This is a genomic window from Streptomyces sp. NPDC015130 (assembly GCF_043080005.1).
In the GTDB taxonomy this organism is placed as follows: Bacteria; Actinomycetota; Actinomycetes; order Streptomycetales; family Streptomycetaceae; genus Streptomyces.
Genome location: NZ_JBIBVC010000006.1, coordinates 487,088 through 509,413, shown reverse-complemented (window position 1 = coordinate 509,413; position 22,326 = coordinate 487,088). Strand labels below are relative to the sequence as shown.

Sequence of the window (22,326 nt, the reverse complement as noted above, 5' to 3'; positions counted from 1 at the left end):
CCCGGGGTGTTCGCCCGCCGTACGGCGGGCAGCCATGAGGCGGCCTTCCGGTCGTGGGTCGCGGGCGCTCTCCTTGGGGCGCTCGCCCGCAGGCTCCGACCGGCCGGCCGCGCGCGCACCCGCACCCCCACCGACCGCTCGCACCCCCCGAGGAGTACTCCCCCATGACCGACATCGATCGCCGCCGGTTCCTCCAACTGACCGGCGGTGCCGCCGCGTTCACCCTGCTCTCCGAGAGCATCGCCCGCGCCGCCGCGATCCCGGCGCAGGGCTCGACCGGCACGATCCAGGACGTCGAGCACATCGTCGTCCTGATGCAGGAGAACCGTTCCTTCGACCACTACTTCGGCGCGATGAAGGGCGTGCGCGGCTTCGGCGACCCGCGCCCGGTGACGCTGCCGAGCGGGAAGTCGGTCTGGAACCAGTCGGCCGGCGGCAAGGTCACGCTGCCCTTCCGTCCGGAGAGCGCGCAGCTCGGCATGGAGTTCCTCCAGGGCCTCAACCATGACTGGGCGGGTGGCCAGAGCGCCTTCAACAAGGGCAAGTACGACAACTGGATACCGGCCAAGACCAAGGCCACGATGGCGTACCTCACCCGTGAGGACATCCCCTTCCACTACGCGCTGGCCGACGCGTTCACGATCTGCGACGCCTACCACTGTTCGTTCATCGGCTCCACCGACCCGAACCGCTACTACCTGTGGAGCGGCCACACCGGCAACGACGGCACGGGCGGCGGCCCGGTCCTCAACAACGCCGAGGCGGGCTACGGCTGGAAGACGTACCCCGAGCGCCTGGAGGCGGCCGGGGTCTCCTGGAAGGTCTACCAGGACACGGGCGACGGCCTGAACGCCGCCGGCTCGTGGGGCTGGATCAACGACGCGTACCGCGGCAACTACGGCGACAACTCGCTCCTCTACTTCAACACCTACCGGAACGCCCAGCCCGGCAACCCGCTGTACGACAAGGCCCGCACGGGCACGAGCGTCAAGAACGGCGACGCCTACCTCGCCGACCTGCGGGCCGACGTCCAGGCCGGCCGGCTTCCGAAGGTCTCGTGGATCGCGGCCCCCGAGGCGTTCTCCGAGCACTCCAACTGGCCGTCCAACTACGGGGCCTGGTACATCGCGCAGGTGCTGGACGCGCTGACCTCGAACCCGGACGTGTGGGCGCGTACGGCCCTGTTCATCACGTACGACGAGAACGACGGCTTCTTCGACCACGTCGTCCCGCCGTACGTCCCGGCCTCGGCGTCCCAGGGCCTGTCGACCACCCCGACGGCCCTGGACCACTTCCCCGGGAAGACGGGATACGTGGCCGGCCCCTACGGCCTCGGCCCGCGCGTCCCGATGATCGTCGTCTCCCCCTGGTCCACCGGCGGCTACACCTGCTCCGAGACCTTCGACCACACCTCGGTCATCCGGTTCATGGAGAGCCGCTTCGGGGTGCAGGAGCCCCAGATCTCCCCCTGGCGGCGCGCGGTCTGCGGCGACCTGACCTCGGCCTTCGACTTCACCCGGGCGAACACCCAGCCGGCCCCGCTCCCGCCGACCGCCGGCTACTACCCGCCGGACCGCGCCCGTCACCCCGACTTCCCGGCCACCGCCCCGGCCTCCGGCACGATGCCCCGCCAGGAGCCGGGCGCCAAGCCCACCCGGCCGCTGCGCTACGCCCCGCACGTGGACGGCGCCGCCGACATCACGGCCGGCACGTACCGCCTGACCTTCGGCAGCGGCCCCTCGGCGGGCGCCCAGTTCTACGTGACCTCGGCCAACCGCACGGACGCCCCCTGGACGTACACGACCGAGGCCGGCAAGTCGCTCTCGGACACCTGGAACACCAAGTACTCCAAGGGCCTCACCGACCTCACGGTCCACGGCCCCAACGGCTTCCTCCGCCACTTCCGCTCCCCCGGCAAGACGGCCGTCCCTGAGGTCACCGCCCGCCACAACGCCACCACGGGCAACCTCGACCTCACCTTCACCAACGCGGGAACGGCCGACGCCCGCCTCACCGTCACCCACGCCTACGCGGGCGGCCCCGCGACGGTCTTCGTCCCGCGCGGCGCCACGGTCACGCACACCGTCGACCTGACCGCCAGCCGCGCCTGGTACGACGTGACGATCACCTCGAACACGTCCGCCGACTACCTCCGGCGCCTCGCGGGGCACGTGGAGACGGGCGCCCCGGGCGTCACGGACCCGGGCATCCTGACGTACTGACCCGGACGCGACCCCGCCCGCCGGCCGGACCACCGGCGGGCGGGCGGGGTGGGCGGCTCGTCCCTAGGGCGTGTTGCGAAAGTCCCGCCTGCCCGACGGCGTCTGGCACGCACGCTCGCCGCGTTGTCGGGATCACCCCGATACATCCAGTATCGGGGTGATCCTCCGCCTTGCGATCGCACGCACCAGACGCCGTCGGGCCCGCCCTTCGGGCGGCCGGCGCTCCTTTCGCAACACGCCCTAGGACGTCGCCCGTTCGGTCTCGTCGGCCTTGTCGTGGTGCACGCGTCCGCCGGCCGCCAGCAGCGCGATGACGGCGAGGAGGACGAGGAGGATGAGCACCAGCAGCAGGACGGTGAGCACCGTCGGGTGGTTCCAGAAGGCGAAGACCAGCGCCAGGACGAGCAGCACCCCGATGGTCAGCCAGCGGCGGTACGTGTTCACCCAGGTGCCCGCCTTCCCGGCGCGCACCCCGTGGCGGTCGCCCCAGGCCGCGGCGGAGTCGGCCGCGCGCTCGGCCGTGCCCTGCACGGCGCGCGGCAGGCGGCCGGAACCGGAGAGCCAGGCGCCGAGGGCCACCAGGATCCCGAGGACGATCGCGGTGCGCAGGCTGACGCGCAGGAAGCGGAGCAGCGTGTCGAAGATCGACGCGGCGGCGGCCGGCGACTGCACCTGCTCGGGGAGGTGGTCGAGGTAGTAGCGGCGGGCGATCACCAGGCCGATGGCGAACACCAGGCAGGCCGCGGCCGCTCCGAGGGTCGTGGTGACCAGGGCCCGTCGGCGGCGACGGGCGAGCAGCACCCCGACGGCGCCGAGCACCACGGTGAGGACGGGCAGCCAGTTGCCGACGACGTCGAGCAGATGGGCCAGGTCCCGGATCTTCTCCAGCTTGTCGGACTGGAAGAGGACCATCTGCTTGTTCACCTCGGGGATCTTCTCCGCCGGGGAGAGGCCGGCGGCCACGAGGTCCTGCTTCACCTGCTCGACGGCGGCTCCCACGTCGAGGGTGACCGTGCCGCCCTTGACCTCCACGGAGCCGCGACCCTGGCCGGTCAGCGCGTGGACCACCGCCGAGTGGGCGAACCGGTTGGCCTCGGTCCAGACCTTCTCGAACCGGTCGCTCTCGACGAAGCGGGTCGCGACCTTGGTGACGGCCTGGTCGACCGCCGAGTCCAGCTGCGGTCCCAGCGACTTGATGGCGTTGCCGACGCGGGGCGGCAGGCCCTGGGACTCCAGCCAGGTGGCGATGTCGGAGGTGACCTGCGCGCCGTCGACCTTGGCGTCGGCGGCCTGGGTGATCCGCGCGACGGCCGCCGCCTCGATCGCCGGGTCGGAGGCGAGCGGCTCGACCGTCGACACGTACCGGTCGTTGTCGAGGACGATGTCGTGCACCCAGACGGTGATCAGGGACACCGGAACGAGGATGCAGGTCAGCGTGATGAGGACGGCCGAGACGGTGCTCATCACGATCCGCCCGGCGAGCGAGCCCTTCCGCCCCGGCGGCGGGGCCTCGGGACCGCCGGACGCGGTGTCGGGCGGCGCCGGAGGCCGGGGCGGCGGCGGCTGAGGCGGCTCAGGCGGTGTGCTCATGACACTCCTGGACGGCTGGGGGAAACGGACTGCATCCCCCATCACTGCACACGGTCGCGGGCGCCGCACTCCGGGTTGCTCCACCGAGGGGCGGGTGCCGGACCGCGGCGGCGGCCGGTCCGGCCGCCGTCGGGCGCATCGCCCCGACGGCGGTGATACTCGGAAGGAACACCGGGCACGGATCGCAAAGTTGCGAGGTGACGTCCATGAGCCAACACACACCTCCCGGAGGACAGAGAAGTACGGCGGGCCATCGCTCCGGGGGCGGCGGGGTCGCCGGCGGGGGCACCGTGTTCGCCGCGGTGCTGCTGTCCCTCGCGGGAGTCCTGGGAATCCTCCAGGGCATCACGGCCATCGCCAACGACGACGTGTACGCCCGCGTCGGCGACTACGTCTTCGAGTTCGACCTGACGGCCTGGGGATGGATCCATCTCGTGCTCGGGGTCGTCATCGTGCTGATCGCGGTGGGCCTCTTCAAGGGCGCGGACTGGGCTCGGGCGGGCGGTATCACCCTGGCCGGCCTCAGCGCGGTCGCCAACTTCCTCTGGCTGCCCTACCAGCCGTGGTGGGCGCTCACCCTGCTGGCGATCGACGTCTTCATCATCTGGGCACTGTGCTCCAGCTGGTCCCACTCGACCGACTGACGGTCCCGACAGCACACAGGAGGGCCGTGACATGGCCACTGCTTCGGAAACCCCTGTTCTGGACACCCTCGCCGCGATGACGGTCGACTCGATCGAACGCTGCGGTCTGGCTCCGGACATGCTCATGATCGCGCGGATGGCCGCGCTCGCCGCCTCGGACGCCCCGCCGATGTCCTACGCGGCCCACATCGAACTCGCCGTCGAGGCCGGCATGACCGCGGAACAGGTGCAGGACGTGCTGGTCGCCATCGCGCCGATCGTGGGCACCGCCCGCGTCATGACCGCGGCGGGCAACATCTCCGCGGCGCTCGGCATCGCGATCGCCGTCGCGGACGCCGAGATGGGGTCGGAGGGCTGAGGCTCCGGCCGAGCACCCACCTGCCCCACCCCACCCACGACACCCACGACACCCACCCAACCCACGACACCCACCCGACAACACCACGCCCGGCGCGACCCACACCGGAGAAGGCCACCGGCCCCCTCCGGTCACCCGGCTCCCGCGCCGGGCGTTCCCACGGCACGGCCGGCGCAAGGGCCGGGCGGAAGGAGTCCCGATGCCCCGGAACGCGACCACGACGCTGCGCGCGGCGCGCCACGCCACGCCGAAGGAACGCGCGGCGCTCGGCAGGAAGGCCCGGCGCCACGCACCGCGGTCGAGCCACGCCGAGTACCGGCCCTCCGCCGACAGGCCCGACCCGCTGACGATCCTGGAGACGCAGTCGTCGACCCGGGTCCCCGAACTCGTACCGATCCGCTACGGCCGGATGACGGAGTCACCGTTCCGCTTCTACCGCGGCGCCGCCGCGATCATGGCCTCCGACCTGGCCGGCACTCCCCGTTCGGGCCTGACGGCCCAGCTGTGCGGAGACGCCCACATGCTGAACTTCCGCCTCCTCGCCTCACCGGAGCGGCGGCTGATGTTCGACATCAACGACTTCGACGAGACGCTCCCGGGACCGTGGGAGTGGGACGTCAAACGGCTGGCGGCGAGCCTCGTCATCGCCGCCCGGGCGAACGGCTTCGACGACGCCGAGCGCGCCCGCATCGTCCGGCGCACGGTCCGCGCCTACCGCGAGGCGATGATCCGCCTCGCGGGCATGCGCACGATCGACGTCTGGTACGCGAAGATCGACGCGGACCGCCTGGAGGCCCTGGCCACGGACCAGCTCCACAGGCGGGGGCGGAAGAAGCTGGCCCGCGCCATGGCGAAGGCGCGCACCCGTGACAGCCTGCAGGCCTTCGACAGGCTCACCGAGACGGTCGGCGGCCGGCCCGTGATCGCGGCGGACCCGCCGTTGCTCGTCCCGGCGGGCGACCTCATGCCCGAGTTCGAACGCAACGCCCTGGAGGAGCAGTTCCGCGACCTGATGAAGCGGTACGGCGCCACCCTGCAGTCCGACCGGCGCACGCTCCTTTCGGGCTACCGGCTGGCGGACGTCGCCCGCAAGGTCGTCGGTGTCGGGAGCGTCGGCACCCGCTGCTGGATCTTCCTGCTCCTCGGCCGGGACGACGAGGACCCCCTCTTCCTCCAGGCCAAGGAGGCGGACACCTCGGTGCTCGCCCCGTACGTCGGCGCGAGCGCGTACCGCAACCAGGGCGAGCGGGTCGTCTCCGGCCAGCGCCTGATGCAGGCCACCAGCGACATCTTCCTCGGCTGGGAGCGCGTGGACGGATTCGACGGCAGGCGGCGCGACTTCTACGTGCGCCAGCTGCGCGACTGGAAGGGCATCGTCGTTCCGGAGCGGATGCGCCCCAAGGACATGGAGGCCTTCGGCGACCTGTGCGGAGTCACGCTGGCGCGGGCGCACGCGCGGTCCGGCGACCGGATCGCGATCGCCGCGTACCTGGGCGGCGGCGAGTCCTTCGACCGTGCGCTCGCCCCGTTCGCGGAGGCGTACGCCGACCAGAACGAGCGCGACCACCAAGCCCTGCTCGACGCCGTGGCCGCGGGCCGGCTGCCCGCGGAGGAGCTGCCCACGGGGTGACGGGTGGCCGACATGCGGTGAACCCGGCCACGGCGCACGCTATAGGTAGTTCGTCCCGGCGGATCAAGGCTTCCTCATTTGGACGGCCGAGGCCCGTCACGACCGGCAGGAGATCGGCAATGAAGGACTCGTTGGTGAACCTGGCAGTGGACTATCCGCTGCTCAACATGTTCTGGACCATGTTGATGATCTTCCTGTGGATCCTCTGGTTCATGCTGCTGTTCCGCATCATCGGCGACATCTTCCGCGACGACGAGCTGGGCGGCTGGGGCAAGGCCGGATGGACCGCGTTCGTCATCCTGCTGCCCTTCCTGGGCGTGTTCGTCTACCTGATCGCCCGCGGGAAGAGCATGGGCGAGCGCGAGCTGGCCCGGGTCCGCCAGAACGAGCAGCAGTTCGCCTCCTACGTGCGGGAGACCGCCGGCACGGGCGGCGGCCACGCGGACGAACTGGCCCGGCTCGCCGAGCTGAAGGACCGCGGCGCGATCACGGACGCAGAGTTCGCCCAGGCCAAGGCGAAGGTCCTCGCCGGCTGACGCGCGGGGCGCGGGCACATGATCCTCGACCTGCTCCTCATCGGGCTGGCCATCACGCTCTACCCGCTGCCGGGGATGGCCTTCGTCCTGGTCGTGTCCGCGCCCCGGGGCGTGTACAAGGGACTGGCCTTCATCCTCGCCTGGCTCGCCTGCCTGGTGGCCGTGATCGCCATGGTCCTGCTCTTCACGGGCGGAACCCCGCCCGCGCCCCGCTCCCCGCCCTCGATCGTGGGCCTCGTGGCCATGCTGGTCATCGGCCTGGGTCTGATCGGGTACGGCGAACACCGACGACGCCGCCACCGCACGGCCGCCACACCCGGATCCGGGTCCGGGTCGGGGTCCGCGCCCGCCGAGGACGAGGCGGGGGATTCGATGAAGTCCCGCATGAGCCGGCCCTCGGCCTGGTCGGCGGCCGGACTCGCCGTCCTCCTGCAGCCCTGGGGCATGGTGAGCGCCGCGGCCGCCACCGTGGTGAAGGCCGACCTCTCCCACGCCGCCTCCTTCCTGGCCCTCTTCGGCTTCTGCCTGCTGGCCACCGCCACGCTGCTGGCCATGGAGCTGTACATGGTGTTCGCGCCCGAGAAGGCGCAGCACGACCTGATGCGCCTGCGCTCCTGGATGTCCCGCCACAAGGACCAGGCGATCGTCCTCGTCTGTCTCCTCCTGGGCATGTGGCTGGTCGGCAGGAGCCTGTACGAACTCACGGGCTGAGGCCCCGGGGTCGTCGTCGACCGCGTGCCCCGTGGGCCTACGGACGCCCGGGGGCCTTCTTCCCCTCGGGGTGACGCGGGTCGTGGTCCCGGTCGTCGCGCGCTGCCCCGCGGAGGTTCTCGTCGCGGGCCTTGGTCCGGTCCGTGAGCCTCTCGCAGTAGGCCGGTACGGCCTCCTCCCCGCCGGCCGCCTCGACCAGGCGCCGCAGGGCGGTCGGATCCCAGGTCCCGCCCGCGCGCACGGCCTTCTGCTCGTACGAACGGCACAGCGCCTCGTGGCTCCTCGCGGCACCCGGAGGTACCCGTTCCGTCCGGTTCGGCCCCGGCACGCCGCCGGCATCGGCCACGGGGGGCGTGGACGGAGCCCGCACCGAGGGCGGCGCGGGCGGCACGGCTCCCTTGCGCGGTGTCGGCACGACCGCGTCGGCGCTCGGCTCGGGGCGGTGCTCCGGCGCGTCGGAAACAGGACTCGGCAGCCCGCCCGTGGCCACGGCCACGCCGCCCAGCGTGAGCCCGGAGACCAGCGCGACCAGCGCCGCCTTCGACCAGCGTCCCCACCGTCGCTCCGCGACCGGCCGCCAGTCGTCACGGCGACGTGTCCGCGGCGCGCCCGTCCCGGAGTGCAGGCCCGCGTCGCGGGCGGCACGGAACGCGGCGACCGCCTGCTGCGCCGCCTCCTCGCCCATCGGCCGGTCCGGACGCAGGGCGGCTCTCAACGCCACCACCACGGCTTCGTCCTCGTGGTCGTCGCCCTCGTGGTCGTCGTCCCGCGCAAGGCCCCGCCTCATCTGTCACCTCCCCGTAGCTGGTTCGCCAGCCGCCTCAGTCCGCGATGCGCAGCGGACCGTACCGCACCAGGGCGCTTGCCCAGTACCCGTGCCGCGGTGGGCCCGTCGAGTCCGACCACCACCCGCAGCAGCACGGCCTCCGCCTGTTCCAGGGGGAGGCCGACGACCATCTCTAACACCTCTCCGGTGGACAGCGCCTCCATGGCCTCGCCCGCCGTGTCCCGCTGCGCGGGCAGCTTCAGCACGTCCTGGTCGAACAGGTCGTGGCGCGGACGGGAGCGCACGCGCCGCAGGTGGTCGAGCGCCCGGTGGCGGGCGATGGTCGCGGTCCAACCGCGGAAGCCCGCGCCGTCACCGCGGAAGCGTCCGAGGTCCCGTGCTATCTCCAGCCAGGCGTCGGAGGCCACGTCCTCGGCGTCCTGGCCGACCATGCCCCGCAGGTAGCCCAGCAGTCCGGGGTGCACGATCCGGTACGCCTCGGCGAACGCCGCCTCGTCACCGCCCTGGGCCCGCTCGACGGCATGCCCCAGCACCACATCGTGAGCCCTCATCGGTGATATCGGTCTTCCTGCGTGACGCCGTCGGGGGACGCGGCGGCTGATGGCGCCGTCAGACCACTCTCGGCCCGCTACCTTACGCGTCCGGCGGCGCACGCCGTGAGCGGGGACGACCGGGCCCGCCCCGGGAACAGGAAGGACAGTTCGTGCAGGGACGCGGAGGCGCCCAGCTCGAAGCGGTTCACGACCGTGCCCAAGGGGTTCCAGGCCCGGCCGTCCGTGCTGCGGATGCCGACCGGCTGCCGGAAGAGCCCGTGGGTCTCCTCGTCGAAGTCGACCCAGCGCGCGCCGTGTCTGCGCACGAAGACCTCCCCGGCGTACGCGCCGAGCCCCCGGAGGGCCTGCTCGGCGGCGGCACGGTCCTCGACGCTCCGCCGCAGCCCGTCCACCACGCGGTCGACGATGCGCAGGCTGGTCACCGAGTAGTCCAGTGGCAGGCGCGACCTCGCCGTCGCGCGGGAGACGAACTCGGCGGCGTACCGACTCATGTCGGAGGCTCGCAGTGTGCGGCTGACGCGGTCCATCGTTCCCACCTCTCGTACGCGAACCGGTGCGGTGACCGGTCCTCCGTGTCGCTCGTGGGGCCACCGGGTTCTTCGTGGCCCCCGAGATCCAGCGGAACGGGGCACCGGATCATCACGGGCTCGCCCTGTGATCACCGCCACACCACGGCCGTCCGCGCCGGGGAGGCCAGGGGAGTTGACCGGGACGACGACCCGGGGAACGCAAGCGGCGGTGCCGCCGACCGTGGAAGAACGGTCGGCGGCACCGCCGGTGGAGCAGATCGGCCCGCGAGCTCCTCACATGCGGGCCACGGGACCGCGCATCAGTCGACGCGGTCGCTCAGGCCCAGTACCCGGGGGGATTCGCCGGGGAAGTCCCCGGGCATGCCGGGGACGCGCAGGGTCCGCCGGTACACGCCGGCCAGGAACTCCACGGCGCCGACGGGGAACTCCGACCAGTCGCCGTTGTCCCCTCGGACGACCACGGGCCACTCGTCCGGGTTCGAGGGGCCCGTCCTCCAGTAGACGCAGTCCCCCGAGTTGGACTGCGCCCAGCCCAGCAGGCCACCGGGCCGGGGGTAGGGGACGTAGTCCCCGGTGTCGCCCATCTCGTACAGGTCCTGGAGGATCTCGTCCTCCCGCGACTCGGACGCCCATGCCAGCTCGGCGCCGGGCCGGGGCACGGACACCGTCAGGAAGTCGCCGATGACCAGGACCGGATAGGCCTCCGCCAGGGAGCGGAAGTCCGACGGCAGCGCGGTCCCCAGGTCCGTTTCGAGGGCGGCCCAGTCCACCGCGCGCCCCGCGGCCACACGCCACGGGGTCATGGCCGGGAGCGCGGTCTCCAGCTCCTCCAGGCTCAGCATGTCGTCTGCCAATCCGTGATGTTCTTCACCACAATGTTCTCGAACAGTACCCCGTCCTCCGTATAGGCGGACATCGTGATGCTGTCCGGTATTCCCGTGGTGTGGCTGTAGTTGACCTTTCCGGTGTACATGACCCACTTCTGAGCGGCCAGCTGCTTCTCCATCTTGATCTCACAGCGCCGCATGCCGCTCTTGTTCATGCGCGAGAACCCGGTGAACAGGTTCTCGTCGACCCAGTCGCCGCCCACCTTGTCGCCGACGATGTGGGTGCGGTCGAAGATGTTGCCCTTGCCCGACCGGGGGGTGTTCTGAGCGGGGTCCGGGAAGCCGTACACGTTCACCGAGCCGGTGTCCCTGTCCGCGAGAGGTGCCTTGAGGTCGCTCGGGCAGATCAGCGCCGTCGCTCCCTGGGCGCGTCCGGCCCCGTCCAGCGGCTGGTACTGGTAGCGGGACGACTTCGAGTCGGAGGCGCACCGCTGGTCGTTGTCCGTGTCCGTGCCCGATCCGTCACCCGGCCGGGGACCCGGACGCGGCTGCGTGGTCGGAGCCGGCGCCGGCTCGTCGTCGGCCTCCGCCATGGCTTCGTCGACGGCGTCGCCGATGGCGTCGATGGTCGCCTCGACCGCGACGGTCACGGCTGCCGCCACGATGGCCGCGCCGACCGCGGCGCCCACGACCGCGGCCACCGGCACCAGGACGGCGAACCAGACGAGGTGTCCGTCGAGTTCGACCAGGCTGGTCGGATTGCCTCCGGTGAAGGCGTACCTGTTCCCGGTGTACGGGTCCATGCCGAGGTTCATGTCGGCGAGGGCGCCGGAGTACATGTCCCGGGTGGTGAAGCGGTTCAGGCCGGGGCTGTAGTCCCGGAAGCCCATGTCGTAGGTGCCGGACTGGGCGTCCCAGCGCTTGGAGTTGTACCGGTAGGGGTTGTGCTCCTCCTTGCCGGGGTTGCCGGCGTCGGGCTTGTCCAGGCCGGTGAACTCGGACGTGTCGTCGCTGCCGTAGGCGGTGTAGCCGTAGGTGGACCGGGTGTTCCCGTTGGCGTCGGTCACCGCGTCGACGTCCGTGCGACGGTTGTAGCTGTAGTAGGAGTCCTCCTTCGTGCCGTCCGCGCTGTGCTTGACCTGGGAGAGCCGCTCGCCCCAGGGGCTGTACTGGTAGGACGCGGTCAGCTGACCCGCGACTTCCTCCCCCAGCACCTCGCTCGACAGACCGAGGTAGCTGAAGCCGGTCTTCTTGCCGTCGACGGTCTTGGACTGGGTGCGGCCGAGGGGGTCGAAGGCGTACGTCGTCGACTTCATCGCTCCGGTCCCGTCCATCTTCTGGGACTCGACGACGTGGTCGAAGCCGTCGTAGACGCTGCGGCCGACGACCTTGCCCGCACTGGTGACCGTCTCCTGGCGGCCGAACGGGTCGTAGGTGTACTGGAACGACGCGCCGCCCACCGAGGCGCTCAGCAGTCGGTTGCGGTCGTAGGAGAACGTGGTGGCCGTCCCCTTGACGTTCTGGCTGACGACGTTGGCGTTGTCGTCGTGGACATAGGTGTCCGTGCCCGCGCCGTTGCCCGTCTTGACCGACCTGGCGAGGCGGTCGGCGGGGTCGTAGGTGTAGTCGGTGGTGGAGTCGAGGTACGCCGCGTGGTTGTCGGCGTTCATCTTCTTCGCCACGTCCTGCGCCACGTTGCCGTGGGCGTCGTACGTGTACGCGTGCGAGGCGACCAGGGAACCGGCGGCCTTCTTCTCGGTGGTGCTCCTGACCGCCCCGTCGAGGTAGTAGGCGTGGTCGACGGTGTTGCCGTTGGCCTTGGTCTCCCGCAGGACCTGACCGCGGTCCGTGTACGTGTACGACGTGACCTTGGGGGACGGATCCGCGGGCGTGTCGCCGACGGAGACCGTGCTGGTCAGATCACGTGTGTCGTAGGTGTACCGCGAGAACTGGTCGGGGTGGGTGACCGAGAGCGGCTGGCCGGTGGAGTCGTAGGTGTAGGTGGTGGCCTTCTTCTCCTGGCCAGCCAGCGTCTCGGTGACCTTCTGGATCTGGTCCAGGCCGGTGTACGCGAGGGCGTACGCGTCGATCTTGGCACCCGGCGTGGTGTCGTCGATCGAGGTCAGGTTGCCGTTGACGTCGTAGCCGTAGGCGAAGGTGCGCTTCTCGTCGTCCGTGTCGGCCGCGTTGTCCCGGACCAGCTTGACGCCGTCGGCGACGACCGCGCCGGTGCCGTTCCGGAACAGCTGGAGCTTGGCCGCGTTGCCCTGGGTGAGGGCGAACGAGCCGAGGCTGACCCAGGTGCCCGCCTGCCTGCTCTGGTCCCGGAGCACGTCCGTGGTCGTGCCGTCGGACTTGGTGAGCGTGTACTTGGCGGCGGTGGCCGCGCCGGCGACCTGCGGGTACCTGACGTAGGCCGTGTAGGTGCCGTCCTTGGGGATGTTCAGCGTCCAGGTGAACGCCTCGGTCCCGGTGCCGGCGGCGTGGACCTGGTGGTCGTAGCCCTGCTGGCCGGTCAGGCTCGCCTTCGTCCAGGTTCCGGTCGCGGAGGTGTTCTGCGTGTCGGAGTTGTCCACGAGGGTGACGCCGCTGCCCACCGGCACACCGTCGTCCGACTTCGACTTCAGCTTGCCGTCCGGGTAGAACGACCACGCCATCGTGCGCTCGGAGGAACCGCCCGCCGAGGTGAGGGTCCGGGCCGTCTGGCGGCCCAGCTCGTTGTAGTCGTACGTGGTGACGATGGACCACGGGTCGGTGGTCGACCTGATCCAGCCGTTGTCGTAGTAGCTGAACGAGGTGTCGTTGCGGACCGTCTGGCCCTCGGACGGCGGCGTCGAGGTCTTCATGACCCGGCCGACCGCGTCGTAGGACGTCTCGGTGTAGACGTTCGGGTCGTTGTAGCGGGCGTCGGCGGGGTCGTACGGCTGGAACTGCTTCACCGGACGGTTCATCGCGTCGTACTCGGTGCGCAGGGTGAAGTCGTCCGTGGCGGCCGTCTCGGTACCGCGCGGCGTGATCACCTTGACGGTGTTGCCGGCCTGGTCGTACTCGTACCGGGTGGTCCGGTAGGTGATGTTCGGGCCGGTGCCGGTGTGCGGAGCCCTGATCTGCGTCTTCTTGGCGCGCTCGTCGTAGGTGATCAGGGTCTCGTTGTTCTCGGCGTCCTTGGTGGAGACGACCAGCGAGTCCTTGTCGTACGTACGCGAGTTGGTCTTGCCCAGCGGGTCGGTGACCGAGACGGCCCGGTGGTTCAGGTCGTACGCGGTCCTGGAGGTGTAGTCGGTGGGGTCGGCGGTCGCGGTCTTCTTCGGGTCGATGACCGTGACGAGGTTGCCGACGCCGTCGTACTCGTAGGAGATCCTGTCACCGGCGGAGTTGACCACCGAGGTGAGCTCGTAGATCTCGTTGTAGTGGTGCGTGGTGACGTGGTCGTCCGGGTTCGCGGTGGTCGCGGTCCCCTTCGGCTGGGTGGTCCGCGTCAGGTGGCCGGTCCGGTCGTACGCGTAGTCGGTCCTGCGCTCCGGGCCGGTGGGCGTGTCCTTCGGGTCCGAGGACGAGAGCATCTGGTCCGCGGCGTCGTACGTCGCCGACATCACCGCACCGTTGGGAGCGGTGGAGGAGACGACGTTGTCGTTGGCGTCGTACACCGGAGCCGGGGTGACGACCATGGCTCCGGACGCCTGGTCCTTGGGCACCGACTTGCCGAGCGGGCGGCCGAAGGTGTCGTACGACTGCGTGGTGCGCTTGCCGAGCGCGTCGGTGACCTCGGTGACCTGCCCGCGCTCGTCGTAGACGAAGGCCGACGTCTTGTTCAGCGCGTCCGTGATGGTGCTCGGGAAGCCGACCGGGCCGAAGCCGCCGTAGGTGGTCGGGTTGCCGTTCGGGTCGGTCGTCCTCGTCGGCTGGCCGAAGGCGTCGTACTCGTAGGACGAGGTGTAGTCACCGGCGGTCGGGGTGGCGACGCCCTTGGGGTCGGTGACCGTCTTCAGGTTGCCGAACGCGTCGTAGCCGAACTGCCAGACGCGGCCCTCCGCGGAGGTCTTGCGGAAGAGGTCGGCCGAGAAGCCGTCCAGCCGGACCTGGTACTCGAACTTCTGCGCGTTCGCCGGGTGGACGCCCGGGGCGCAGTCGGTGGACGGGGGGACGCCGGCCTTGTTGTTCTCCGCGTCGCGCTTCCAGAGCGGGTAGCCCGTCTTCTGGTCGTAGCAGTACGCGGTCCTGGCGCCGTTGGCCTCCTCCAGGTAGGTGACGTTGTTGTCGGCGTCCCACGACATCTTCGTGGTCTGCGCCTTGGCGTTGGTCGTCCGGACCGGACGGCCGAAGTCGTCCGCCACGTAGTCCGTTGCGCGGGACTCGGCGTCGGTGACCTCGGTGGCCGTGAACTTCGCGTTCGCGGCGTCCGCCGCGTAGGCGAAGCCCGTGGCGCCCTGGAGACGGTCGGTGATCGTCTTGGTCCACCAGTGGTACTTCGGGTCGTCACCGGCCTGCGGCGCGTGGTACGCGAGCTGTGTGGCGTTGCCGCGCGGGTCGGTGGCCTTGACCAGCTTGACGTTCTTGTTCCCCTGCGTGGCGTCGTAGGTGAACCTGAAGTCCTTCGGCTGCCCGGAGCCGTCACCGTCGGTGATCTGACCGAGCAGGCCCTTGTCGGTGTAGAAGAAGGCGATCCTGCGGCCGGAGATGTCCGTCATGGACTTCACGTGGTCGTAGATCTTGGAGTTGGTCAGGTTCGAGCCCGTGACCTTCGCGCCCAGGTCGTTGATGTACGGGTAGGACGCGTCTCCCTTCCTGTAGTAGTCGACGGTGAGGGACCGACGGCCGGCCGGGTCCGTGATGTAGGTCAGGAACTTGGTCGGCTTGTTGTTGGACTTCCGCTCCTCGTACGTGAACGTCTGCGTGTTGCCGTTCTTGTCGATCGCGGACGTCATGTAGCCGTCGCAGCCGAACAGGAAGCGGGTGCCGTCCGGGCGCGTGAGCGTCCAGGCGTCCGGGACCGGGTCCTTGGTCGGCTTGCAGTCCAGGCCGGCCTTCATGGTGACCTTGTAGTGGACGCCGGCCGGGGCCTTCCAGCTGCCGTCCGCCTGCTTGCTGAAGACGTGCGTGGTGCCGTCGCCGTCCGGGAGGCGGATCTCCGTCGGGTTCGGGTTGGGGTGGAAGTCCAGTGCCGCGCCGAGGCGGATGGGCCCCGCCGCCTGCATCGACCACCCGTGGCCGGCGACGGTGTCCGAGGTGTCCTGTGAGTTGTAGGCGAAGCGGACGAAGGTGCTCAGGCCACGGCCGGGGTTGGCGAAGGCGTTGTACTGCCAGACGCTGTTACCGGCGGCCAGGTTGTTCATGACCGTGGAACCGGCACCGGTGTTCTTGCCCGTGTAGGAGTAGAACTTCTCCAGGCCGAGGCTGTTGGAGGTGGGGTCCTCGACCGCGACGTTCTGCTTCAGCGGCGGGATGCCGCCGGTGCCGGCGGACAGCCAGCTGCCGTCGGAGGCCTTGCGGACGTCCCAGCCGAGCACGTACTCGTTGCGCTTGTTGCCGGAGTCCGAGTTGACCGGGGTGGCGACCTTGGCCTGGATCGTGGCGGACTTGCCCGGCAGGAGGGCGGGGACCGCGGTGGACAGCTGGTTGCCGCCCGTCGTGACGTCCGTGCCGTCGGGGAGCTTCCAGGTGTAGGACAGCTCGCGCTCACCGGCGGCCCACGCCGTGGAGGTGGTGTTGGTGACCGTGAACTCCACCGTGTACGTGGTGTTCGGGGTCATCCGGGCCGGGGTGGTCGGCGCGTAGTACGTGTCCTCGGTGGTCGAGTCGACGTAGATGACCTGCATGTACGGCCGCAGCTGCGGGTCGGAGGCCTCGGCCGACAGGAACAGGGTGCGTTCCTGCGGGCCGGTGGTGGTCTCGTCCTTCAGCTTGACCAGGACGCCCTTGTTGCCGGTGGGGGTCTTGACCCAGGACTGCATGAGTCCGGTGGCGTCCCACCAGTGGCGGCCGACCTCGTCGGTGATCTGCGGGACGGTGTCGGAGACGGTGGCGGAGAAGTCGCCGCCCGCGGTGGTCCAGGGGGTGGTCGAGTTCGCGTTGTTCCACGTGGCCTGGGTCTCGGTGAAGTCCCTTGTCAGGGCGTGGAGCTCGTAGATCGCACCGTTGGTCGTGCCGGTGGTCTCCGCGCCCCACAGGTACATCTTGTTCTCCAGCACCGTGGCGGTGGTGGGGATGGATGTGGTGGGGAACTTGAGGGCCGCGCGGGTCTTGCCGTACGTGCCGGAGTTGTTGCCGACGCTCAGCCAGGTCTGGGCCTTGCCGGAGACCAGGCCGTCGTGGTTGACGGTCGGCTGCTGCGAGGAGAGCGTGGTGTCGACCTGGCCGGCCTGGATGATCCGCATCGTGCGGCCGGCCTTGGGGATGCCCACGATGCGGGTCGGCGAACCGAGCAGCTGACCGTTCGTGGTCCTGACGGCGAGCTGGTAGTAGTACGACTTCCCGATCTCGCTGGAGCTGGAGTCCGGGGTCGGCACCGCCGTGGTGTCCGTGTACGCGGTCGTGCCCGTCGGGATCGGGGCGATCAGCGTCGCCGCGGACGGGGTGAAGGCCTGCTGCGTGGAGCGGTGCAGCTGGTACTCCACGATGTCCAGGCCGGTGTCACCGCTGGTGTTGGCGTACGCGGGCCACGAGAGCTCCGGGCCGGTGGAGTGGACCACGGTCGGCGAGTTCAGCGAGGTGCCGACTGCGCCGTAGGTCACCGTCAGGCGCGGGTACGTGGAGGTCTCGCCGCCGTAGGTGTTGCCGTCGGCGGCCTCGTAGCGCGGGCCGCCCAGCGGGGCGGTGCCCGACTCGTCCTTGGCCTTGAGCACGAACCCGTGGTTGACGGCCGTGCCCGAGACCCACTTCTGGACGGTGTCGGCGACCGGGAAGTCGTGCCACTTGTTGTAGTCCCAGGCGGCCTTGGTGATCTCGGCCGGATTCACCAGCCGCACCGAGTCGGCCAGGGTACGGGTCGTGGCCGAGCCCGTGTCACCGAGGACGATCTTCCCGGCGGTGCCCTTGGCGAAGCTCAGCTCCGCCGCGTCGAGGGTCTTCCACACGCCGCCGGTGCCGGTCTGGTTGACCGTGTAGTTCTTGGTGCCGCCGTTGTGGGTGACGGTGTACGGGGCGGCCGTGGCCGCGTCCGCCGCGGCCGGGTAGTGCGCGTCCACCCGGTAGGTGTCGGTCTCCGGGACCCTCGGCTGCCAGGTGTACGACTCGCCCGTGAGCGCGTTCTTGTTGGAGGCGTAGTCGTCGCCGGTCGCCGCACCACCGGTCGTGGTGCCCCGCGGCCACTCGCCGACCGCCGCCGTGCCGGCGTCACCGTCGTCCAGGGACACCGTGGTGCCGGACAGTTCGCCGACCAGCGCGTTGGTGTTGGTCCAGTTCGCGGGCGTCGCGCCCGCCTCGCTCCACGCCCCGGTGGCCCGGTGCGCCTCCAGCACGACGGCGTTGGCGTTGGTGGTGTGCGACTGGTCGTAGTACAGACTCAGCCGGGCCGCGTCGACCTTCACCCCCGCCGGGAGCTCGCTCAGCGGGAACTTGATCAGCGAGCGGGCGACGCCGGTGTCCGTCTTGCCGACCGACAGCTTCCAGGTGTTGTTGAAGTTCACCCCGGGCTGGTCCGAGAGGACCATGGTGTCCTCGGAAACCGAGGCGATCGGCGTGATCGTGATCGTCGGGTCGATGACGACCGGGTACTGCCGCTCCTTCGCCGCGAGCCACGTGGCGTCCGGCGTGACGGTGAGCTTCCAGCCCTTGCCGTCGGTGTCCCGGACCAGCTTCTGGCTGACCCTGGTGCTGTACGTGCCGCCGGTGACCGACTGCGGATCCTTCTTGGCGTCCGTCATGTACGGGGCAGGGATCACCATGACGGGAGTGCCCGGGGCCTCGCCGAAGAAGGCGATCGACCCGTCCTTGCGGGTCTCCGGCCGCAGACCGCCTTCGGTGTCCAGGGTGAAGGTGAACGACACGGGACCGGCCGGGCGTTCGGCCAGGACGATGTCCTCCTTCACCTGACCGTTGCCCACCCGGTACGACAGGTCCGCGCCGGCGACGGCGTCCTTGTAGACGACCCGGTCGCCCTTCACCTCGGGCTTCAGACCACCGGCTCCGGCGAGACCGAAGGAGACCGCCCCACCGCCCTCCGCCTCGAAGCGCATGAACCTGCCGGCGTCGGAGCCGAACCAGCTCTTGCCGGCGTTCGTGGTGTTGGCGAAGTCGAAGCCCTTGTCCCGGGTGGCGCGCACCGTGGTCTCGACCGGCTTCCAGGACGCCCCGGAGCGGTACGAGGTCGGTACGGCCGTCAGCTCGGCCTCGACCCGGCCGTCCGAAAGCTGCCAGAACCGCGCCTGCGAGGTGCGCTTGCCGGTCAGCTCCTTGACCCGCTTAGCCTTCGGGAGCTTCTCCCCCTTCGGCAGCTTCTGCCGGCTGGGGATCTCCAGGTTCCCGCCGGCCGGGGGCTCGACCTTCCCCTGCTCGTCGTCCGAGAACCAGCCGGCAACGGTGTCGAAGACGCCCTTCTCGTCGCCGCTGTCCGCCGCTGACCGGGGAGCCGCATAGGCGATCTGCGGCAATAGCGTACTCGCCATCGCCGACACGACCAGACAGGAGAGGTATCTCCTGTACTGAACTTTCACATCAATACCTTTCGGTGTCGGCGCACTCGCATATCGGCACACGAAATGGGCACGCCGAACGAGCCGGCGCGGAGGTTTCCGCCCAGCTTGGAGCAATGCGGAGTGATCGCACGGAAGAGACGAACCGCGAGGTCACAGCCTTGCAGCGGGCTTTCTAACCATCCTTGTGAGGCCCGGTCAAACCTGGCGACATAAAGGGACATTCGAAGGCCTGAAGGGGTGTGGTTCGCCCGATTCCTCCACTCGCTCGCAATCGACCGAAGGCCTGGTGTATAACCACCCGATTCAGCTGCCGAACAACCGAAAGCCGGGCTCTCTCATGTCGTCGAATGAACTCGCGGAAAACACGGTGCGGGAGGAGGGCGAACACGGGAACGCGGGCGCTCCGCCGTCCCGACGGGGCCCGCTGGTCGCCGCCACCGCCCTGCTCGCCTGCCTCGGGCTCGTCGGCTACGGCATGCTCGACACCGCCGAGGCGCCCCGACGGCCGCGCGCCGTACCGACGGCCGAGGTGACGTACGAGGTCACGGGAACGGGGACCGCCGAGATCTCCTACCTCGCCCGCAGCGAGGACGGCACGGCCACGGTGGAGACGGCCGTCACACTCCCCTGGAAGAAGTCGGTCCGCGCACCCCTCGGCAGGACCCCGACCGTCGCCGTCGTCCTCGACGGAGAGGGCGGACAGGCGACCTGCACCCTGGCGATCCACGGCAGACACGTCCAGCGCGCCACCGCCCTGGGCGACTACGGCCGCGCCACCTGCACCGGCACCCTGCCCGCCGCCCCCCACGAGGCCTGACGCACCCGACCCCCCACAGACGCCCGGCCACGGCATCCGGGTGACGTCGGCGTGTCGCTACGGAATCCCGTGCGGGGCGGGGTGCACCGTGGAAACGAAGAAGCCCGTGGCCGCAGGTGAATCCTTCCTGCGACCACGGGCTGTGGTGGGGCGGGTGGGACTCGAACCCACGGCCGACGGATTATGAGTCCGCTGCTCTAACCGGCTGAGCTACCGCCCCTCACGGTGACGCGCGTACATGTGTGCGCGCCGTCTGCCGCAGCATAGCCGCTCATACGATCTCCTGCTCCGGAAGATCGGCTCTGCTGACCATGAAGACCTCGTCCGGGGCCACATGGTTCCCCGAGACGCGAAAAAGGACCCCGAAGGGTCCTCTTCCGTCCTGCTCCCCCGACTGGACTCGAACCAGTAACCTGCCGGTTAACAGCCGGCTGCTCTGCCAATTGAGCTACAGGGGATCGCGCTCCCCCGACTGGACTCGAACCAGTAACCTGCCGGTTAACAGCCGGCTGCTCTGCCAATTGAGCTACAGGGGATTGCTGCGTTGCACCGAACGGACCCAGTCCGGGTGACCGGGAGGGCGCTCGCTCGCTGCGAGACATACATTAGCGCAAGCAGGGGGGTGCTCCGCCAATCGGTATCCCCAGGGCCTCCAGGGAAGGATCGCAGCCGTGCGGTACAAGCTGACGTTCGTCGTGGGTCTCGCCCTCGGTTACGTGATCGGCACGCGGGCCGGACGCGAGCGCTACGAGCAGATGAAGAAGTCCGCGAGGGACCTCGCGCAGAACCCCGCCGTCCGCAACGCCGCCGAGTCGGCGGCCCAGACCGGGCGCCAGGTCGCGGGCAAGGCGATGCACGCCGTGGGCGACACGGTGGGCGACCGGCTGCCGTCCTCGGTGACCGACCGGGTCCACGCGCTGCGCAACCGCGGCCGGAGCAACGGCCTCGTCGAGGACGACGACTGGGGCACCAGCAACACCTGATGCCGCACGGGCCCCTCGTGCGGCAGAATCACGTGCCATGGGGATAGTCGCCGGACTGGACAGCTCTGCCGGATTCACACGCATCGTCGTCTGCGACGCCGACACGGGCGCCGTGCTGCGCCAGGGGTACGCCCCGCACCAGGGCGATCCGAAGGCCGCCGAGGTCGATCCGCAGACCTGGCTGCTCTCGCTCGGCGAGGCCGCCACCGGCGGACTGCTGGAGGGCGTGCAGGCCATCGGCGTCTCCGCCCAGCAGCACGGCCTCGTGCCGCTGGACGCGCAGGGCGCCCTCGTGCGGCCCGCGCTCGTCGGCAACGACAAGCGGGCGCAGGTCGCCGCCGCCGATCTCGTCGAGTCCCTGGGCGGGCGCCAGGCGTGGGCCGAGGCCGTCGGCTGTGTGCCGGGCGCCGGGCAGCCGGTCGCCAAGCTGCGCTGGCTGGCCCGCACGGAACCGGAGAACGCCCAGCGGACCGCGCTGGTCCTCCAGCCGCACGACTGGCTGGTCTGGCAGCTCCTCGGCCGCCCGGCGCGGCGCACCACCGACCGCGGCGCCGCCTCCGGCACCGGCTACTGGTCGGCCGGCACGGCCGCGTACCGCCCCGACCTCGTGGAGCTCGCGCTCGGCCACCAGGCCGTGCTGCCCGAGGTCCTCGGCCCGGCCGAGGCCGCCGGCACCACTCCCGAGGGTCTCCTCATCTCCGCGGGCACGGGCGAGACCATGGCCGCCGCGCTCGGCCTCGGCCTCGGGCTCGGCGACGCGGTCGTCTCGCTCGGCGCCTCCGGCTCGGTGATGGCCGTGCACCACGAGGCCCTCGCCGACCCGAGCGGCATGATCACCTCCTTCGCCGACGCCGCCGGCCTGCACCTGCCCGTCGTCTCCACCTCCAATGCCGTAAGGGCCCTGCGCGGGACCGCGGAGATGCTGGGGCTGGAGTCGCTCGACGAGCTGTCGGCCCTCGCGCTGAAGTCCACGCCCGGCTCCTCCGGGCTCGTCCTGCTGCCCTACCTGGAGGGCGAGCGGACCCCGGACCTGCCGCACTCCGCGGGCACGCTCAGCGGACTGCGGCGCGAGTCGATGAAGCCCGAGCACCTCGCGCGGGCCGCGTTCGAGGGGATGCTCTGCGCGCTCGCCGACGCCATGGACGTCCTGCGCGGGCGGGGCGTCGAGGTGCGCCGGGTCTTCCTGCTCGGCGCGGCCGCCGCGCTGCCGGCCGTCCAGGCGCTCGCGCCCTCGCTGTTCGGCGCGCAGGTCGTCGTCCCCCAGCCGGCCGACTACGCGGCGCTCGGCGCCGCCCGGCAGGCCGCCTGGGCGCTCGGGGTCGCCCGGGGCACCCACTCGCCGTCCGCTCCCCCCGCCTGGCAGGGGGCCGCCGCCCAGGTCCTGGAGGCCGGCGACCAGCTGGCGGTGGGCCAGGCCGTGCGGCAGCAGTACGTGGCCACGCGGGAGCAGGTGCATCCCGGGGCGTTCGGTGCGTAGCGCCGAGGCCGAAACACGTTCTTCGTA

At 70.6% G+C, this 22,326-nt stretch carries 15 protein-coding genes and 3 tRNA genes; 9 read left to right on the top strand and 9 right to left on the bottom strand.

The window, feature by feature from the left end:
- Window positions 1–164: 164 nt before the first annotated feature.
- Window positions 165–2,222 (top strand): phosphocholine-specific phospholipase C, encoded by a 2,058-nt coding sequence (locus ACF08F_RS16140; protein ID WP_392299097.1) that lies wholly within the window; start codon window positions 165–167, stop codon window positions 2,220–2,222.
- A 240-nt stretch (window positions 2,223–2,462) separates the two neighbouring features.
- Here ACF08F_RS16140 and ACF08F_RS16135 read toward each other — a convergent pair whose 3' ends face one another.
- Window positions 2,463–3,812 carry a hypothetical protein gene (locus tag ACF08F_RS16135; protein WP_392299096.1) on the bottom strand — a complete coding sequence of 450 codons (1,350 nt, stop codon included), beginning with the start codon at window positions 3,810–3,812 and terminating at the stop codon, window positions 2,463–2,465.
- Window positions 3,813–4,018: 206 nt separating this feature from the next.
- On the opposite strand from ACF08F_RS16135, the gene ACF08F_RS16130 reads away from it, so the two are divergent.
- The 5 genes from ACF08F_RS16130 to ACF08F_RS16110 all read left to right on the top strand — a co-directional run bounded on the left by ACF08F_RS16130 (window position 4,019) and on the right by ACF08F_RS16110 (window position 7,691).
- Window positions 4,019–4,456, top strand: a complete 438-nt coding sequence (locus ACF08F_RS16130; protein WP_392299095.1) for a hypothetical protein — start codon at window positions 4,019–4,021, stop codon at window positions 4,454–4,456.
- A 31-nt stretch (window positions 4,457–4,487) separates the two neighbouring features.
- Window positions 4,488–4,814, top strand: coding sequence for a carboxymuconolactone decarboxylase family protein (locus tag ACF08F_RS16125; protein ID WP_392299094.1), 327 nt, complete (start codon window positions 4,488–4,490; stop codon window positions 4,812–4,814).
- Window positions 4,815–5,013: 199 nt separating this feature from the next.
- Window positions 5,014–6,444 (top strand): DUF2252 domain-containing protein, encoded by a 1,431-nt coding sequence (locus ACF08F_RS16120; protein ID WP_392299093.1) that lies wholly within the window; start codon window positions 5,014–5,016, stop codon window positions 6,442–6,444.
- Between the two features lie 119 nt (window positions 6,445–6,563).
- A complete protein-coding gene (locus tag ACF08F_RS16115; protein WP_392299092.1) occupies window positions 6,564–6,980 on the top strand; it encodes an SHOCT domain-containing protein in 417 nt (138 codons plus the stop codon).
- Between the two features lie 18 nt (window positions 6,981–6,998).
- On the top strand, window positions 6,999–7,691 hold the full coding sequence (locus ACF08F_RS16110; protein WP_392299091.1) for a GAP family protein: 693 nt from the start codon (window positions 6,999–7,001) through the stop codon (window positions 7,689–7,691).
- Between the two features lie 37 nt (window positions 7,692–7,728).
- On the opposite strand, the gene ACF08F_RS16105 is transcribed toward ACF08F_RS16110, so the two are convergent.
- The 5 genes from ACF08F_RS16105 to ACF08F_RS16085 all read right to left on the bottom strand — a co-directional run bounded on the left by ACF08F_RS16105 (window position 7,729) and on the right by ACF08F_RS16085 (window position 18,992).
- Window positions 7,729–8,478, bottom strand: a complete 750-nt coding sequence (locus tag ACF08F_RS16105) for a hypothetical protein (protein ID WP_392299090.1) — start codon at window positions 8,476–8,478, stop codon at window positions 7,729–7,731.
- Window positions 8,475–9,029 carry an RNA polymerase sigma factor gene (locus ACF08F_RS16100; protein ID WP_392299089.1) on the bottom strand — a complete coding sequence of 185 codons (555 nt, stop codon included), beginning with the start codon at window positions 9,027–9,029 and terminating at the stop codon, window positions 8,475–8,477. Before ACF08F_RS16100 ends, ACF08F_RS16105 begins: the two co-directional genes overlap by 4 nt.
- A gap of 77 nt (window positions 9,030–9,106) precedes the next feature.
- The gene (locus ACF08F_RS16095) at window positions 9,107–9,559 is read right to left on the bottom strand and encodes a hypothetical protein (RefSeq protein ID WP_392299088.1); all 453 of its coding nucleotides are present in this window, start codon (window positions 9,557–9,559) and stop codon (window positions 9,107–9,109) included.
- A gap of 302 nt (window positions 9,560–9,861) precedes the next feature.
- Window positions 9,862–10,416 carry an SMI1/KNR4 family protein gene (locus ACF08F_RS16090; RefSeq protein ID WP_392299087.1) on the bottom strand — a complete coding sequence of 185 codons (555 nt, stop codon included), beginning with the start codon at window positions 10,414–10,416 and terminating at the stop codon, window positions 9,862–9,864.
- Entirely contained in the window at window positions 10,398–18,992 is an 8,595-nt protein-coding gene (locus ACF08F_RS16085) for a DNRLRE domain-containing protein (RefSeq protein ID WP_392299086.1), read from the bottom strand. Before ACF08F_RS16085 ends, ACF08F_RS16090 begins: the two co-directional genes overlap by 19 nt.
- A gap of 367 nt (window positions 18,993–19,359) precedes the next feature.
- Between ACF08F_RS16085 and ACF08F_RS16080 the strand changes: the two genes are divergently transcribed.
- Window positions 19,360–19,839 carry a hypothetical protein gene (locus ACF08F_RS16080; RefSeq protein WP_392299085.1) on the top strand — a complete coding sequence of 160 codons (480 nt, stop codon included), beginning with the start codon at window positions 19,360–19,362 and terminating at the stop codon, window positions 19,837–19,839.
- Window positions 19,840–19,982: 143 nt separating this feature from the next.
- On the opposite strand, the gene ACF08F_RS16075 is transcribed toward ACF08F_RS16080, so the two are convergent.
- From ACF08F_RS16075 to ACF08F_RS16065, 3 genes are all read right to left on the bottom strand, one after another.
- Window positions 19,983–20,059, bottom strand: a tRNA-Ile gene (locus tag ACF08F_RS16075).
- Between the two features lie 165 nt (window positions 20,060–20,224).
- A tRNA-Asn gene (locus ACF08F_RS16070) sits at window positions 20,225–20,297 on the bottom strand.
- A gap of 5 nt (window positions 20,298–20,302) precedes the next feature.
- Window positions 20,303–20,375, bottom strand: a tRNA-Asn gene (locus ACF08F_RS16065).
- A 135-nt stretch (window positions 20,376–20,510) separates the two neighbouring features.
- Between ACF08F_RS16065 and ACF08F_RS16060 the strand changes: the two genes are divergently transcribed.
- A complete protein-coding gene (locus ACF08F_RS16060; protein WP_392299084.1) occupies window positions 20,511–20,822 on the top strand; it encodes a YtxH domain-containing protein in 312 nt (103 codons plus the stop codon).
- Window positions 20,823–20,859: 37 nt separating this feature from the next.
- Window positions 20,860–22,299, top strand: a complete 1,440-nt coding sequence (locus ACF08F_RS16055) for an FGGY family carbohydrate kinase (protein WP_392299083.1) — start codon at window positions 20,860–20,862, stop codon at window positions 22,297–22,299.
- Window positions 22,300–22,326 lie beyond the last annotated feature (27 nt).

Bases quoted from the DNA above. Each gene is read 5' to 3' on its own strand.
- ACF08F_RS16125 (WP_392299094.1), top strand. From the start codon at position 4,488: ATGGCCACTGCTTCGGAAACCCCTGTTCTGGACACCCTCGCCGCGATG.
- ACF08F_RS16140 (WP_392299097.1), top strand. From the start codon at position 165: ATGACCGACATCGATCGCCGCCGGTTCCTCCAACTGACCGGCGGTGCC.
- ACF08F_RS16095 (WP_392299088.1), bottom strand. From the start codon at position 9,559: ATGGACCGCGTCAGCCGCACACTGCGAGCCTCCGACATGAGTCGGTAC.
- ACF08F_RS16115 (WP_392299092.1), top strand. From the start codon at position 6,564: ATGAAGGACTCGTTGGTGAACCTGGCAGTGGACTATCCGCTGCTCAAC.
- ACF08F_RS16100 (WP_392299089.1), bottom strand. From the start codon at position 9,029: ATGAGGGCTCACGATGTGGTGCTGGGGCATGCCGTCGAGCGGGCCCAG.
- ACF08F_RS16080 (WP_392299085.1), top strand. From the start codon at position 19,360: ATGTCGTCGAATGAACTCGCGGAAAACACGGTGCGGGAGGAGGGCGAA.
- ACF08F_RS16120 (WP_392299093.1), top strand. From the start codon at position 5,014: ATGCCCCGGAACGCGACCACGACGCTGCGCGCGGCGCGCCACGCCACG.
- ACF08F_RS16135 (WP_392299096.1), bottom strand. From the start codon at position 3,812: ATGAGCACACCGCCTGAGCCGCCTCAGCCGCCGCCGCCCCGGCCTCCG.
- ACF08F_RS16110 (WP_392299091.1), top strand. From the start codon at position 6,999: ATGATCCTCGACCTGCTCCTCATCGGGCTGGCCATCACGCTCTACCCG.
- ACF08F_RS16085 (WP_392299086.1), bottom strand. From the start codon at position 18,992: ATGGCGAGTACGCTATTGCCGCAGATCGCCTATGCGGCTCCCCGGTCA.
- ACF08F_RS16105 (WP_392299090.1), bottom strand. From the start codon at position 8,478: ATGAGGCGGGGCCTTGCGCGGGACGACGACCACGAGGGCGACGACCAC.
- ACF08F_RS16055 (WP_392299083.1), top strand. From the start codon at position 20,860: ATGGGGATAGTCGCCGGACTGGACAGCTCTGCCGGATTCACACGCATC.
- ACF08F_RS16130 (WP_392299095.1), top strand. From the start codon at position 4,019: ATGAGCCAACACACACCTCCCGGAGGACAGAGAAGTACGGCGGGCCAT.